The organism is Allobosea sp. (genome assembly GCF_035944895.1).
Lineage (GTDB): Bacteria > Pseudomonadota > Alphaproteobacteria > Rhizobiales > Beijerinckiaceae > Allobosea.
The window spans coordinates 163,569-177,170 of the sequence record NZ_DASZAT010000012.1 but is presented as its reverse complement, the minus strand read 5'-3'; the positions used below and the strand labels follow the sequence as shown (position 1 = coordinate 177,170).

The window sequence follows — 13,602 nt, the reverse complement described above, 5'->3', positions numbered from 1 at the left end:
CGGTGACGCTGTTCGAGACATTGCGCGCGGCCTTCGCCGCCTGGTTCGAGCGGGCCGCGCCCGCTGAACTCGGCGAGCCGCGCTGGCAGGAGCGCTCTTTCGCCGAGCTCGGCGCCGAGGAGCGCCGCCGCTCGATCCGCGAGGTCACGCTCGAGCAATTGGGCATTGCGCACTGGTCGTGCCACACGCATTTCTGAGGTCATGATGAACGCCCCCGTGAAGCCCGGCGCCTTTCGCGTCGATGGCCTTGTTCCAGCGCCGCCCGCCGATGCGATCATTCGCTTCGAGCAGGTCGGCAAGACCTTCGCGAGCCGTGACAGCCAGGAGCCGGTGACGGCGCTCGCCGGCATCGATCTTGCCGTGCCACGCGGCAGCATCGTCGGCGTGATCGGCCGCTCCGGTGCCGGCAAGTCGACGCTGATCCGCCTGGTCAACGGGCTGGAGCGCGCCACCTCCGGCCGCATCCTGATCGAGGGCGAGGACGTCACCAACCTGACCGAGGCCGGCTGGCGCGAGCGCCGGCGCGCCACCGGCATGGTCTTCCAGCATTTCAATCTGCTGTCCTCGCGCACGGTGTTCGACAATGTCGCGCTGCCGCTGGAGATCGCCGGCGTGCCCAGGGCGAAGATCGAGGCGCAGGTCAGCCGCCTGCTCGACCTGGTCGGGCTTGCCGACAAGCGCGAACGCTTTCCGGCCGAGCTCTCCGGCGGCCAGAAGCAGCGGGTCGGCATCGCCCGGGCGCTGGCGACCGAGCCGAAGGTGCTGCTCTGCGACGAGGCGACCTCGGCGCTCGATCCCGAGACGACCCGCGCGATCCTGGCCCTGCTCAAGCAGGTCAATCGCGAGCTCGGCATCACCATCTTGCTGATCACCCACGAGATTCCGGTGATCAAGGAAATCTGCGACCGTGTCGCGGTGATCGAGGGCGGCCGCATCGTCGAGGACGGCGAGACCTTCGAGGTGATGACAAGGCCGCGCCATCCGACCACGGCGAGCTTCGTCGAGGCCGTGACCGGCGTCGAGGTGCCCGACTATCTCGCCGGCCGCATCCACAAGCAGGCGCTCGCCGGCGACAGCGCCGTGCTGCGCATCGCCTTCACCGGCGAGAACGCGACGACGCCGGTGATCAGCCGCCTCAGCGCCGTGATCGGCGTCGACGTCAACATCCTCGCCGGCCGCATCGACGCGATCGGTGACAAGCCGTTCGGCAGCCTGCTGGTTTCGGTGCCGGCGAGCGAGCCCGAGCTCGCCGCCGTTTTCGGCGCGCTGAAATCCCTCGATCTCAAGGCGGAGCTGGTCGGCCATGTCTCCTGAACTCATCCGTCTGATCATCGAGGCGACCGGCGATACGCTGCTGATGGTCGCGATCGCCGCCGGTCTCGGCACCGCGCTTGGCCTGCCGCTCGGCGTCTTCCTGGCGACCAGCAAGAAGGGTGAGCTCTTTGCGGCGCCTGCGGTCAACGCGGTGCTCGGCGCGCTGGTCAATGCGACGCGCTCGACGCCCTTCATCATCCTGGTCGTTGCGATCATCCCGTTCACTCGGCTGATCGCCGGCACCTCGATCGGCACCTTCGCCGCGACCGTGCCGCTGACCGTGGCGGCGACGCCCTTCATCGCCCGCCTGATCGAAGGCGCCATCCGCGAGGTCGATCAGGGCCTGGTCGAGGCGGCCCGCTCCATGGGCGCGACCCCGCTGCAGATCGTCTGCAAGGTGCTGGTGCCCGAGGCGCTGCCGGCGATCGTGCTCGGCCTGACGCTGGCGCTGGTCAGCCTGCTCGGCTTCTCGGCCATGGTCGGTGCGGTCGGCGGCGGAGGCTTGGGCGATCTCGGCATCCGCTATGGCTATCAGCGCTTCATGCCGGATGTGATGGCGATCGTCGTCGCCGTGCTGATCGTCCTCGTCCAGACTGTGCAGAGCGTCGGCGATCGTCTCTCGCGTCGCCTCAACAAGCGCCTGCGTCACGCCTGACCCCCTTCCGCTTCCAGCCCGTTCAGTTCACCAAGGAGCTACCATGTCCACCCTTCTCAGCCGTCGCCTCGCGCTCGGCCTTGCCGCCTCTCTCATCCTCGCCGCCCCGGCGCTCGCCCAGCAGAACCAGGTCGTCCGCATCGGCGCCTCGCCCGGTCCGCATGCCGAGATCCTCGAGAAGGTGAAGCCGATCGCCGCCAAGAACGGCCTCGATCTCAAGATCATCGAGTTCTCCGACTATGTCGTGCCGAACCAGGCGCTGGCCGCCGGCGAGCTCGAGGCGAATTCCTTCCAGAACCAGCCCTATCTTGACAACCAGGTGAAGGATCGCGGCTTCAAGCTGGTCAGCGTCGGTCTGACCGTGAACTTCCCGCTCGGCATCTACTCCTCGAAGTACAAGAGCTGGGCCGAGGTGCCGGATGGCGCCACCGTCGCGATCCAGAACGATCCGACCAATGGCGGCCGCTCGCTGCTGCTGCTGCAGGACAAGGGCGCGATCAAGCTGAAGGATGGCGTCGGCTTCAAGCCGTCCGTCGCCGATATTGTCAGCAACCCGAAGAAGCTGAAGATCATCGAGATCGAGGCCGCCCAGACGCCGCGTTCGCTCGCCGACGTCGCTGCCGCCGCGATCAACACCAACTACGCCGTCGACGCCAAGATCGAGCCGACCTCGGCGATCCTGCGCGAGGACCCGAAGGGCCCCTATGTCAACCTGATCGCCGTGCGCGAGGCCGACAAGGACAAGCCCTGGGTCAAGGCGCTGCTCGCCTCCTATCACACCCCCGAGATCAAGGCCTTCGTCGCCGAGCGCTTCAAGGGCTCGGTCCTCGCCGGCTGGTAAGGCTCCTCCCCCCGGGCCGTGGTCACGGCCGGGCACCTGCCCCGGAAGTGCAAGCTTCCGGGGTTTTTCGTTTGTCAGACCGACAGATACTGCGCCCTGACCGCCTCATCCGCCTTGAGCTCGTCCATCGTGCCGGTGAAGCGGATCAGGCCCTTCTCGATGATGGTGGCGCGGTCGGCGACCGAGCCGGCGAAGTGCAGGTTCTGCTCGGAGATCAGCACCGAAAGCCCTTCCCCCTTCAGCGCCAGGATGGTCTTGGCCATCTCCTCGACGATGACTGGGGCGAGGCCTTCCGAGGGCTCGTCGAGCAGGACGAGCTTGGGATTGCCCATCAGCGTGCGGGCGATGGTCAGCATCTGCTGCTCGCCGCCCGACATCGCCCCACCCTGCCGGTCGCGCATGCGCCCGAGATTGGGGAAGAGCTGGAACAGCCGCTCCGGCGTCCAGTGCGGCGCGCCCTCGCGCTTAGGTCTTTGCGCCACGGAGAGGTTCTCCATCACGCTGAGCTCGGAGAAGACGCGGCGCTCCTCCGGGACATAGCCGATGCCGAGGCGAGCGATCTCGAAGGGCTCGCGGCCGACGATGGTGTGTCCCTCGAAGGTGACGCGGCCGGCCTGCGGCGGCACGAGGCCCATCACCGCCTTCATGGTGGTCGACTTGCCGGCGCCGTTGCGGCCCATCAGGGCCAGCACCTCGCCGCGCCCCATCGAGAAGCCGACGCCGTGCAGGATATGGGCGCGGCCGTAATAGGCGTTGAGGCCTTCGATCTCGAGCATCAATGGCCTCCCGAGGTCGCGCCGGAGCCGAGATAGACGGCGCGCACGGCCGGATCGTTGCGGACCTCCTCGGCCCGGCCCTTGGCGATCAGCTTGCCGCGGTCGAGCACGAGGATCGCGTCGGAATGGGCGAAGACCACGTCCATGTCGTGCTCGGTGAACAGCACGGCGATGCCGCGCTCCCTGGCGATCTCGGCGGTCAGCGCCATCAGCGCGATGCGCTCGCGCGGGGCCATGCCAGCGGTCGGCTCGTCCATCAGCAGGAGTTTTGGCTTGTTGGCGATCGCGACCGCGAGCTCGACCCGCTTCAGGTCGCCATAGGCGAGGACGCCGCAGGCGCGCTCGGCCTGATCGAGCATGCCGACTTGGCTAAGCAGCGCGTCGGCCTCGGCGACATGGCGGTCCTTGGCCCGGCCGAACAGCGTCCAGGTCTCGCCGGCATGCGAGATCAGCGCCATCTGCACGTTCTCGCGCACGCTCATCGAGGCGAAGGTCGCGGTGATCTGGAAGGTGCGCCCGACGCCGAGGCGCCAGACCTCGCGCGGCTTCAGGCCGGTGATCGTCCGGCCGTCGAAGATCACTTCGCCGCGGTCGGAGGGGAGCTGGCCGTTCAGCATGTTGAAGCAGGTGGTCTTGCCGGCGCCGTTGGGGCCGATCAGCGCGAGCAGCTTGCCAGCCTCGACCGAGAAGCTGACATCGTCGACAGCGCGCACGCCGCCAAAGGATTTTCCGAGATTGCGGACTTCGAGGACCGGGCTCATCGGGCGGGCTCCGGCGTGGCGGTGACGGGAGGAGCAGGCTCGGCCTCGCGGCGCCGTTCGGCAAAGGCCAGTGCCGTGCCGACCAGGCCGCGCGGGAACAGGATGACGAGCAGCACGATCGAGGCGCCCAAGACGAAGCGCCAGTACATCGTCGCCTTCATCAATTGCTCCTGCAGGCCCATATAGGCGAAGGCGCCGACGATCGGGCCCGAGACGGTCTGGACGCCGCCGAGCAGCACCATCAGGAGCCCGTCGACCGAGCGCGGGATCGCCATATAGGTCGGGAAGACCGAGCCCTTGAAGAAGGCGAAGAGGGCGCCGGCGATGCCCGCCGCGACAGCGGCGATGATGAAGGCGATCCACTGGATCCGCATCACCGGCAGGCCGATGGCCTCGGCCCGCAGTGGACTGTCGCGCCCGGCCCGCAAAGCGTAGCCGAAGGGGGCGAAGACGATGATGCGAAGCGCGAGGATCGCGGCGACGCAGACCGCCAGCGCCAGGTAATAATAGACCAGCTTCGAGCTCGCCCAGGCCGCCGGCCAGACGCCCAAAATGCCGTTGTCGCCACCGGTGACGTCGACCCATTGGAAGGCGGTCGCCCAAGCGATCTGGGCGAAGGCGAGTGTCAGCATGGCCAAATAGACGCCCGAGAGCCGGACGCAGAACCAGCCGAAGACGACCCCGGCGATGCCCGCGAGGAAGGGTGCGAAGGCGAGCGCCGGAACCATCGGCATGCCCAGCCACTTCACCGCCAGCGCCGCGCCATAGGCGCCGAGGCCGAAATAGGCGGCGTGGCCGAAGGAGGCCATGCCGCCCGGACCCATCATGAAGTGCAGCGAAGCGGCAAAGAGCGCGAAGATCGAGAGCTCGGTCAGCGTCAGCAGCCAGTGGTCGGCGACGATGAAGGGCGCGATCAGCAGCACGGCGAGCGCCGCGAGCCCGATCAGCTTGACGTTCGTGTTCGCCGGCAGGAGCAGCGGCTCGACCGGGCCATGGGCATGGGCGGTGCCGACCGGGCGCTTACCCATCAGGCCGTAGGGCTTGATCACGAGGACGACGGCCATCACCAGGAAGACCAGCACCAGCGTGATCTTCGGGAAGACCAGGATGCCGAAGGCATGGATGATGCCGATCAGCACGGCGGCGAGATAGGCGCCGGTGACGCTGCCGAGCCCGCCGACGACCACGACGACGAAGGCCTCCGAAATCATCGACAGGTCCATGTGCAGGTTCACCGCCTCACGCGGCAGCTGCAAGGCGCCGCCCAGTGCGGCAAGACCGGCGCCGAAGGCGAAGACCGAGGTGAAGAGCAGGCGCTGGTTGACCCCGAGTGCGCCGACCATCTCGCGATCCTGCGTCGCGGCGCGCACCAGCGTGCCCCAGCGCGTCTTCTGGAACAGGAACCAGAGCAGGCCGAGCATGATCGGCCCGACCACGATCAGGAAGAGCTCGTAGCTCGGGAAGCGGCTGCCCATCAGCACGACGAAGCTCTTGAAGCCGGGTGCGCGCGGGCCGAGCTTGTCCTCCGGACCCCAGATGCCGAGCGCGATGTCCTGCACCATCAGCACGAGGCCGAAGGTCGCGAGCAATTGAAACAGCTCCGGCGCCTGGTAGATTCGGCGCAGGATGACGATCTCGACGAGTGCGCCGAGCGCCGCGACGATGACAGCCGCCAGGAGCACCCCACCCCAGAAGCCGAGCGCATCGGCCGGGCCGAAGCGCGAGACCAGCGTGAACGCGAGATAGGCGCCGAGCATGTAGAAGGAGCCATGCGCGAAGTTCACGATCCGCGTCACGCCGAAGATGATCGACAGCCCGCAGGCGACGAGGAAGAGCGACGAAGCCGAGGCCAGGCCGTTGAGCGTCTGCGCGAAGATCAGATCGATCATGCGAGGTCCCGTCGTAACAACCGAAAAAGGGCGCAATCCCCCCACGGCCGCAGCGCTCAGCCGCGGCCGGGTAGCCTAGTCTAGATCAGGTCGAAGCCTGGCGCTTCAGCCCGCCGGGCGAAGCGTCTTCACCTCTGCATCGGACGGCAGGTATTTGGCGCCGTCGGCATAGCGCCAATCGACCATGACGCCCTTGCCGTCCTTGACCGCGGTCTTGCCGACATAGGCGCCGAGCGTCGCCTGGTGGTCGGAGGCGCGGAACTCCACCGGGCCAAAGGCCGAGGTGAACTTCAGCCCTTTCATGGCATCGATGAGCTTCTCGTTGTCGGTGGTGCCCGCCTTGGCGATGCCGGCAGCGATGGCGTTCATGGTGTCGAAGCCGACGACCGAGCCGAGGCGCGGATAGTCGTTGTACTTCGCCTTGTAGGCGTCGCGGAACTTGACGTGATCCGGCGTCTGGATGTCGGCATGCGGATAGCCGGTGACGATCCAGCCGATCGGCGTCTCGGCGCCGAGCGGATCCATGTATTCCGGTTCGCCCGTCAGCATCGAGACCACGGTACGCCCCTCGAACAGGCCGCGGGTGTTGCCCTGGCGCACGAAGTTCGAGAGATCGGCGGCGAAGGTGACGTTGAAGATCGCATCGGGCTTGGCCGCCTCGAGCGCCTGCACGGTGGCGCCGGCATCGATGCGGCCGAGCGCCGGGAACTGCTCGGCGACGAACTCGACATCGGGCTTGGCCTTCTTCAGCAGCTCCTTGAACCACTTCACCGCCGACTGGCCGTATTCGTAGTTCGGCGCAACCAGCGCCCACTTCTTCGCCGGGAGCTTGGCCGCTTCCTCGACCAGCATCGCCGCTTGCATGTAGGTCGAGGGCCGCAGGCGGAAGGTGTAGCGGTTGCCCTTGGCCCAGACGATCGCGTCCGAGAGCGGCTCGGAGGCGACGTAGAGCCGCTTGTTCTGCAGGGCGTAGTCGGCGATGGCGAGGCCGACATTGGAGAGGAAGCCGCCCGAGAGCAGGTCGACTTTCTCGGCATTGATCAGCTCGCCGGCGAGGCGCACCGAATCCTCGGGCTTGCCGGCATCGTCGCGGAACAGCGTCTCGACCTTGCGGCCGAGCACGCCGCCGGCGGCGTTGACCTGCTCCAGCGCCAGCTCCCAGCCCTGGCGATAGGGCTTCAGGAAGGCCGGCTGCGAGGTGTAGCTGTTGATCTCGCCGATCTTGATCGGCGCGCTTTGGGCGCGCAGCAGAGACGGCGTGGCCAGCGCGACGGCGCCGAGCGCAGCTCCGCTGACGAATTGGCGACGGTCCATTCGGTGGCTCTCCCGTTGATCGCTCGTCTTACGCATCCACAGCCCCTCGCTGCGCGATTTCCTACCCTAGGCCAGTGCAGCGCGCTGCAACAAGCCGGGGCGAAAATTCGTTTGTATGCGTATGAAATCTCGACTGCGTTTCGCAGTTTGTCAATCGTCGAAAAACAGGCTCCGCCGCCGCGGTGTCGAGCAGGGCGTTGCGAGCCTGGGATCCTTCAGGATCGCCCACCATCGACCGAGAGGATCTGGCCGGTCACCCAGCTCGCCTGCTCGGAGAGGAAGAACAGGCTGGCATGGGCGATGTCCTCGGATGTGCCGAGCCGGCGCGTGTGGATGCCTTCGATCAGCCGTTTCTGGCCCTCCGGCCCATAGGATTCCCATTGCCGCTCGGTCGCCGGATTGGAGCGGACAAAGCCGGGCGCGACCGAGTTCACGGTGATGCCATCAGGACCGAACTCCCAGGCGAGCTGCCTGGTCAGCCCGACCAGCGCATGCTTGGCGCTGGCATAGGCCTGGATGCCGGTCAGGCTGGGGCGCAGGCCGGCACCCGAGGAGATGTTGACGATCCGGCCGTATCCGGCCCGCTTCATCGCGGGAGCAGCCGCCTGCGACAGGAAGAAGGCGGCGTCGACATTGGCGGCGAAGACGGCGCGCCAGTCGCTCTCCGAGATCTCCTCGATCGGCCGGCCGACCTGCCCGCGCACGCCGCCGGCAGCGTTGACCAAAAGGTCGAGCCGGCCTTCGGCGCCGAGGACCTTGCCGACCAGCTCCTTCGCAGGCTCCGGGCTGCCGAGATCGGCGACATGAGCGTTCGCGCCGAGCGCCTTGGCGCTGGCGGCGACACCGTCCGCATCGAGATCGGCGAGATGGACGCGGGCGCCGGCCTGCGCCAGCGCGGCGGCGATGGCACGGCCGATCCCCTGCGCGGCGCCGGTGACGAGGGCTACGCGGTCGTCGAAGCGGATCTGCATCGGTCGATCAATACCTTCAGCGTGTCCAGGGACATCGGGCGGCGGCCCTCCTCGATGTCCTGAATCAGGGATACCAGCAGCTCCAGCGCCGGCGTGGCGACGCCGACCTCGCGGCCGAGCGCGGAGATGATGCCGATCTGCGCCTGGCCTTCGGTCTTGCGCTTGCGCACGGCAAGGTCGCGCCAGATGCCGGAATGGGTCTTGGCTGTCTTCGAGGTGTAGTCGGCGAGCCAGCGGATGATTTCGACTTGCGGACCATCCGGCGCACCCGGCGCGAACAGGGCGGGGTTGAACTCGCCAAAGCCGAGCGAGGTGACGCCGCGCGCCGCCGCCACCGCACCAACCTCGCGCCCGAGCGCCAGCCAGACCGGCAGCCGCTGCGGATCGGCGAAGTTCGCGGACATCGAGTCGTTGGTCAGGGCTGTCCCGAACAGCATCGCGCCATAGGCGAGCTTGCCCCAGAGATAGCCGTAGATGTTGTCGGTCAGGATCGCGCCGGGCTCGAACAGTGCAAGCAACCGGTGCATCTCGCGCACCCGGGCGGTCATCGCCCCGTCGAGCTCGCCGACGACCACGGCGCCGCGATTGCCGTAGAGGATCTCGCCCGGCCCGTGCCAGTCGGCGCCGAAATTGACGAAGCAGCCCATCGTCCGCTCTTCGCCGACCGCCTTGGCGATGGTGATCTCGTTGAGCCCGTTCTGGGCCGAGAGCACGAAGCCGCCCTCGGCGAGATGTGGCTTCAGCGCGGCGAGCGCAGCTTCCGTCGCCCCCGCCTTCACCGCCAGCACGATGCGCGAATAGCTGCCGGTCAATTCCTGCGGCGTCACCGCCGGCACGACCTGCCGGAACTCCTCGACCGGCCCGGTGATCGAGAGCCCCGACGTCCGGCAGGCCTCGACATGCTCGGGAACGATGTCGACCAGCAGCACCGGCACCCCGGCCCGCGCCCAATAGGCTCCGAGCGTGCCGCCGATCGCCCCGGCGCCCCAGATCAGGATGGGTTCGGTCGTCATGCCTGCCCCATCACTTCGACGTCGGCATGGGTAGCGACATGGACGAGCCCGTCGGGAGTCACCCATCCCCGATACATGCCTTCGGAATTATAGGGCGCGACGATCGTGCCGTCGGCCCCGACGGCGACGAGGCCCGCGCCGATCTTGTGGGCGGAGAGTTCGGCGATGGCGCGGTCGGCCGCGTCCTTCAGGGACAGGCCGGCATAGCCGATCAACGACGCGATCTCGTGGCCGATGCAGTAGCGGATGAAGAACTCGCCCTTGCCGGTGCCTGACACCGCACAGCGCCCGTCGCGGGCATAGGTGCCGGCGCCGATGATCGGGGAGTCGCCGACGCGGCCCGGAGGCTTGTTGGTGTAACCGCCGGTCGAGGTCGCGGCGGCGAGATGGCCATGGGAATCGCACGCGACCGCGCCGACCGTGCCGTGCTTCTCGGCCTCGCTCGCCTCGCCGGCCGTGCCGACGAGCTCGCGGATCTTCATCGAGGCCAGGTTCTTGCGGCGTCGCTCGGTCGAGAAATACTCGTTCTCGACCATGTCGAGCCCCTCGGTCTGGGCAAAGGCGTCGCCGGCCGGACCGGTCAGCAAGAGCGGATCGCCGCGATGCATCAGCGCCTTGGCGGCGCTGATGGGGTTGCGGATGCGCTTGACCGCGCAGAGCGCCCCGGCAGCCAGCGTCGAGCCATCCATGATCGAAGCGTCGAGCTCATGCTCGCCATCGGCATTGAAGGCGGCGCCATGACCGGCGTTGAAATGGACGGAATCCTCCATCACCAGCACGGCGGCCTCGACCGCGTCGACCGCGCTGCCACCCTTGGCGAGAACAGCCCAGCCGGCCCGCAACGACTTGGCGAGGTGGGCCTTGGCCTCGGCCCATTCGGCGTCGGTCATCTCGGCCTTGGGCAAGGTGCCGCAGCCGCCATGGATGGCGAGAGCGATGGTCATGATATCGTTCCAAGCATTGTTTGTCTGCCGAGGTAAGCGCCGCCGTCATGCTCGCCCTTGTGGCGAGCATCCACGTCTTGAACACCGCCTTCGGCTAGCGAGGCGAAGACGTGGATGGTCGGGACGAGCCCGACCATGACGGAACAAGAGTCGGTGGCTTACTTCGCCGGCTTGATGTCCATCGCCAGCGTATCCTCGTCGACGCGCGGGCGGATCGTCACCTTGGCCTTCTGCATCGCCCAGGCCGAGCCGACCGCGACGATCGGCAGGCGTGGCCGGTCCTTGGCGACGATCGCGTTGGCCTGCGCGAGCAGGTCGTTGCGCTTGGCCTCGTCCATCTCGACCGCGGCGTCCTCGATCAGCTTGTCGAGCTCGGCGTTCTTGTAGCCGAGCACGTTGAAGGCGCCGAGCTTCTTGGCCGGATCGTTCGAATGCACCACCGAGGAGAGCGTGTAGTTCGCCTCGCCCGTCAGCGTGCCCCAGCCCGACATCGACATCGAGAACTCGCCGCGCAGACGTGCCGGGAAGAAAACGGCGCCGGGCTGGGCGTTGGCGTTCACGTCGATGCCGATCCGCGCCAGCATCTGCGCGATCGAGGTGCCGACCTGGCGGTCGCCCGGCAGGCGATCGCTGGTGAAGGAGAACGAGACCTTGAAGCCGTTCGGATAGCCGGCCTCTTCCATCAGCTTCTTCGCCTTGGCGAGATCCGGCTTCAGCGGCGGCAGGCTCTTGTTGTAGCCGGCGATATCCGGCGTCACCAGCTGGTTGACCGGGGCGCCCAGGCCCTCCATCGCGATCTCGGCCAGCGCCGGCCGGTCGATGGCAAGGTCGATCGCCTCGCGCACCTTGGCGTCCTGCAGCGGGTTTTTGGCCAGGGCTGAGCCGTCCTTGGCGCTGACCTGCGGGGACTTGTCCCGCATGTCCAGCTCCATGTTGAAGACATAGACCGTGTCGATCGTGGCGACCGAGAGCTTGGCGTCGCGCTTCAGCGTCGGAACGTCGGAGGCCGGGGCGCGCACGATGATGTCGACCTGGCCCGCCTTGAGCTGGGCGACGCGGGCGGCGTCGTTCGGCAGTTCCTTGCGCAGCACGCGCTGCCACGGCTCCTTCTCGCCCCAGTAGCCGTCGAAGCGCTCGAGCACGAGCTGGTCCTTCGGCGTCCAGGAGACGAACTTGTAGGGGCCGGTGCCGATCGCCGCCTTGCCGGTGTTGAAGGCGTCGTTGGCATTGTCCTTGGTCAGCCCGGCCGCCGCCTTGTGCGAGACGATGAACAGGCGGATGAAATCGTTCGGCAGGTTAGGCGCCGGCCCGTCGGTGACGATGTGGACGGTGAGCGGATCGACGATCTTCACCTCCTTGACGCGTCGGACATAGATCGTCGTCGGATTCGGGCCGGCGACGACGGGAATGCGCTCGATCGAGAACTTGACGTCCTCGGCGGTGAAGTCGGAGCCGTCATGGAACTTGACGCCGGGGCGCAGCTTGAACTCCCACACGGACGGCTCGATCGCCTTCCAGCTCAGAGCGAGGCGCGGCTCGATCTGGAGTTTGTCGCCCGACCAGGTCAGCGTGTCGAAGACATGCTTCAGCGCCTCGGCATGGGTGCCGGTCGCGGTGAAGTGCGGGTCGATCGATTCAGGCCCGGCGCGCACGCCGATCGTCAGCGTCTGCGCGGTTGCCGCGCCGCAGAGCGGCAGGCCGATCAGGGCGGCGAGGGCGGCGGTCCGCCAGAGCGGGGACCGGTGCGGCAAAGGCTTGGTCATGTTGAGGTCCCTTCGGGTTCGAGATCGGCCGGCCACGCCGGGGAGGCGATCACCATCTTGTCCATCAATTCGCAGAGCTGCTTCTGCTCGGCTTCGGTCAGCACCGCGAGCATCGCAGTCTGCTGTCCCACCATCTTCGGCATGGTCTCGTCGAAGATGGCGCGCCCGGCCGGCGTCAGCGCCAGCACATAGCTGCGCAGATCGGTGGGATCTGTCTCGCGCTTGAGCAGGCGCCGCTGCAGCAGCTTCTGGATCGCGCGCGAGAGCGTGTTCTTCGGCAGGCCGGCGGAGGAGACGATGTTCTTGGCCGCGACGCCGCCCTTGAGCCCGACGGCATAAAGCGCGACGAATTCCGGCCGCACCAGCCCGTAGCGTGTCTCGATCCAGCGATAGACCGGGTCGTTGAAGCGGAAGGCGATGAAGTTGAGCCGGAAGGACAGCCAGCAGGGATTGTCCCAGAGCTTGGTGACGGTGAGCGGGTCGAGCTCGCGCAGCGCCGCCTCTCGGCCTGGGTCGAGCTTGGACAGGGAAGTCGGGGCGCGTGCCATCTCTGACATCCGATTTAGTTCCATATGGAACTTGACGGTCGCTGATGCGACTGTCAAGGATGACGCGGTTTCGCCGAAACGCAAGGATCAGGCCGTGCTCGTCGCCCGGATGAACTGGATGCAGATCGAAGAGCAGGCGAAGCGCGACGACCGCTGCGTGCTGCCGCTCGGCTGCGTCGAGCAACACGCCTATTTGAGCCTCGCCACCGACGCGATCCTGTCCGAGCGCGTCGCCGCCGAGGCGGCCGAGCCGCTCGGCATCCCGGTCTTCCCGGTGCAGGCCTATGGCATGACGCCGGGCTTCACCGCCTATCCCGGCACGATCTCGCTGCGGATGACCACTTATGTCGCGCTGCTCGAGGACCTGCTCGAGGGCGTCTATCGCTCCGGCTTCCGCCGCATCGTGCTGGTCAACGGCCATGGCGGCAATGCGCCGGTGATGACGGCGGTGACCGAGTGGATGGGCAAGCGGCCCGACGCCAGCGTCAAGATGCACAATTGGTGGGCCGGCCCGCGCTTCCAGAAGGCAGTCAGGGCGGTCGACATGGCCGCATCGCACGCTTCCTGGATGGAGAATTTTCCCTGGACCCGCCTCGAAGGCGTTGCTCTGCCAGATGGCGTGAAGCCGCCCTTCGACCCCGCGCTCTACCAGGCCGCCAGCCCGCAGCGGAAGCGCGAGATCCTCGGCGACGGCAATTTCCACGGTCGCTACCATCGACCGGACGAGGAGATGCTGGCGCTCTGGGCCGTCGGCGTCGAGGAGACACGCGCGGTGATGGTCGAGAGCTGGCCGTGATGGACTACGCTGCCGCT

The 13,602-nt window shown here is 67.4% G+C and carries 14 protein-coding genes; 5 read left to right on the top strand and 9 right to left on the bottom strand.

Annotated features, from left to right (window positions below; genetic code table 11):
* Positions 1 to 2: 2 nt before the first annotated feature.
* The 4 genes from VGV58_RS22970 to VGV58_RS22955 are packed head-to-tail and all read left to right on the top strand — an operon-like array spanning position 3 to position 2,810.
* On the top strand, positions 3 to 197 hold the full coding sequence (locus VGV58_RS22970) for a hypothetical protein (RefSeq protein ID WP_326876373.1): 195 nt from the start codon (positions 3 to 5) through the stop codon (positions 195 to 197).
* A 7-nt stretch (positions 198 to 204) separates the two neighbouring features.
* A complete protein-coding gene (locus tag VGV58_RS22965) occupies positions 205 to 1,314 on the top strand; it encodes a methionine ABC transporter ATP-binding protein (RefSeq protein WP_326876372.1) in 1,110 nt (369 codons plus the stop codon).
* Positions 1,304 to 1,969, top strand: coding sequence for a methionine ABC transporter permease (locus VGV58_RS22960; RefSeq protein WP_326876371.1), 666 nt, complete (start codon positions 1,304 to 1,306; stop codon positions 1,967 to 1,969). Before VGV58_RS22965 ends, VGV58_RS22960 begins: the two co-directional genes overlap by 11 nt.
* Before the next feature lie 43 nt (positions 1,970 to 2,012).
* Positions 2,013 to 2,810, top strand: a complete 798-nt coding sequence (locus VGV58_RS22955; protein ID WP_326876370.1) for a MetQ/NlpA family ABC transporter substrate-binding protein — start codon at positions 2,013 to 2,015, stop codon at positions 2,808 to 2,810.
* Between the two features lie 74 nt (positions 2,811 to 2,884).
* On the opposite strand, the gene VGV58_RS22950 is transcribed toward VGV58_RS22955, so the two are convergent.
* The 9 genes from VGV58_RS22950 to VGV58_RS22910 form a co-directional block, all read right to left on the bottom strand.
* The gene (locus tag VGV58_RS22950) at positions 2,885 to 3,589 is read right to left on the bottom strand and encodes an ABC transporter ATP-binding protein (protein WP_326876369.1); all 705 of its coding nucleotides are present in this window, start codon (positions 3,587 to 3,589) and stop codon (positions 2,885 to 2,887) included.
* Positions 3,586 to 4,347, bottom strand: a complete 762-nt coding sequence (locus VGV58_RS22945) for an ABC transporter ATP-binding protein (protein WP_326876368.1) — start codon at positions 4,345 to 4,347, stop codon at positions 3,586 to 3,588. The genes VGV58_RS22950 and VGV58_RS22945 overlap by 4 nt, the downstream gene beginning before the upstream one ends.
* The gene (locus VGV58_RS22940; RefSeq protein ID WP_326876367.1) at positions 4,344 to 6,236 is read right to left on the bottom strand and encodes an ABC transporter permease; all 1,893 of its coding nucleotides are present in this window, start codon (positions 6,234 to 6,236) and stop codon (positions 4,344 to 4,346) included. The genes VGV58_RS22945 and VGV58_RS22940 overlap by 4 nt, the downstream gene beginning before the upstream one ends.
* Before the next feature lie 105 nt (positions 6,237 to 6,341).
* Positions 6,342 to 7,550, bottom strand: a complete 1,209-nt coding sequence (locus VGV58_RS22935; protein WP_326876366.1) for an ABC transporter substrate-binding protein — start codon at positions 7,548 to 7,550, stop codon at positions 6,342 to 6,344.
* Between the two features lie 215 nt (positions 7,551 to 7,765).
* Entirely contained in the window at positions 7,766 to 8,521 is a 756-nt protein-coding gene (locus VGV58_RS22930; protein WP_326876365.1) for an SDR family NAD(P)-dependent oxidoreductase, read from the bottom strand.
* Positions 8,494 to 9,534 carry a ketopantoate reductase family protein gene (locus tag VGV58_RS22925; RefSeq protein WP_326876364.1) on the bottom strand — a complete coding sequence of 347 codons (1,041 nt, stop codon included), beginning with the start codon at positions 9,532 to 9,534 and terminating at the stop codon, positions 8,494 to 8,496. The genes VGV58_RS22930 and VGV58_RS22925 overlap by 28 nt, the downstream gene beginning before the upstream one ends.
* On the bottom strand, positions 9,531 to 10,481 hold the full coding sequence (locus VGV58_RS22920; protein ID WP_326876786.1) for an isoaspartyl peptidase/L-asparaginase family protein: 951 nt from the start codon (positions 10,479 to 10,481) through the stop codon (positions 9,531 to 9,533). The genes VGV58_RS22925 and VGV58_RS22920 overlap by 4 nt, the downstream gene beginning before the upstream one ends.
* A gap of 155 nt (positions 10,482 to 10,636) precedes the next feature.
* Complete coding sequence (locus VGV58_RS22915) at positions 10,637 to 12,241, bottom strand: ABC transporter substrate-binding protein (protein ID WP_326876363.1); 1,605 nt, start codon at positions 12,239 to 12,241, stop codon at positions 10,637 to 10,639.
* Positions 12,238 to 12,789, bottom strand: a complete 552-nt coding sequence (locus VGV58_RS22910) for a MarR family winged helix-turn-helix transcriptional regulator (RefSeq protein ID WP_326876362.1) — start codon at positions 12,787 to 12,789, stop codon at positions 12,238 to 12,240. The genes VGV58_RS22915 and VGV58_RS22910 overlap by 4 nt, the downstream gene beginning before the upstream one ends.
* A 94-nt stretch (positions 12,790 to 12,883) precedes the next feature.
* Here VGV58_RS22910 and VGV58_RS22905 point away from each other — a divergent pair, with 94 nt between their 5' ends.
* The gene (locus tag VGV58_RS22905; protein WP_326876361.1) at positions 12,884 to 13,585 is read left to right on the top strand and encodes a creatininase family protein; all 702 of its coding nucleotides are present in this window, start codon (positions 12,884 to 12,886) and stop codon (positions 13,583 to 13,585) included.
* The last annotated feature ends 17 nt before the right edge of the window (positions 13,586 to 13,602 follow it).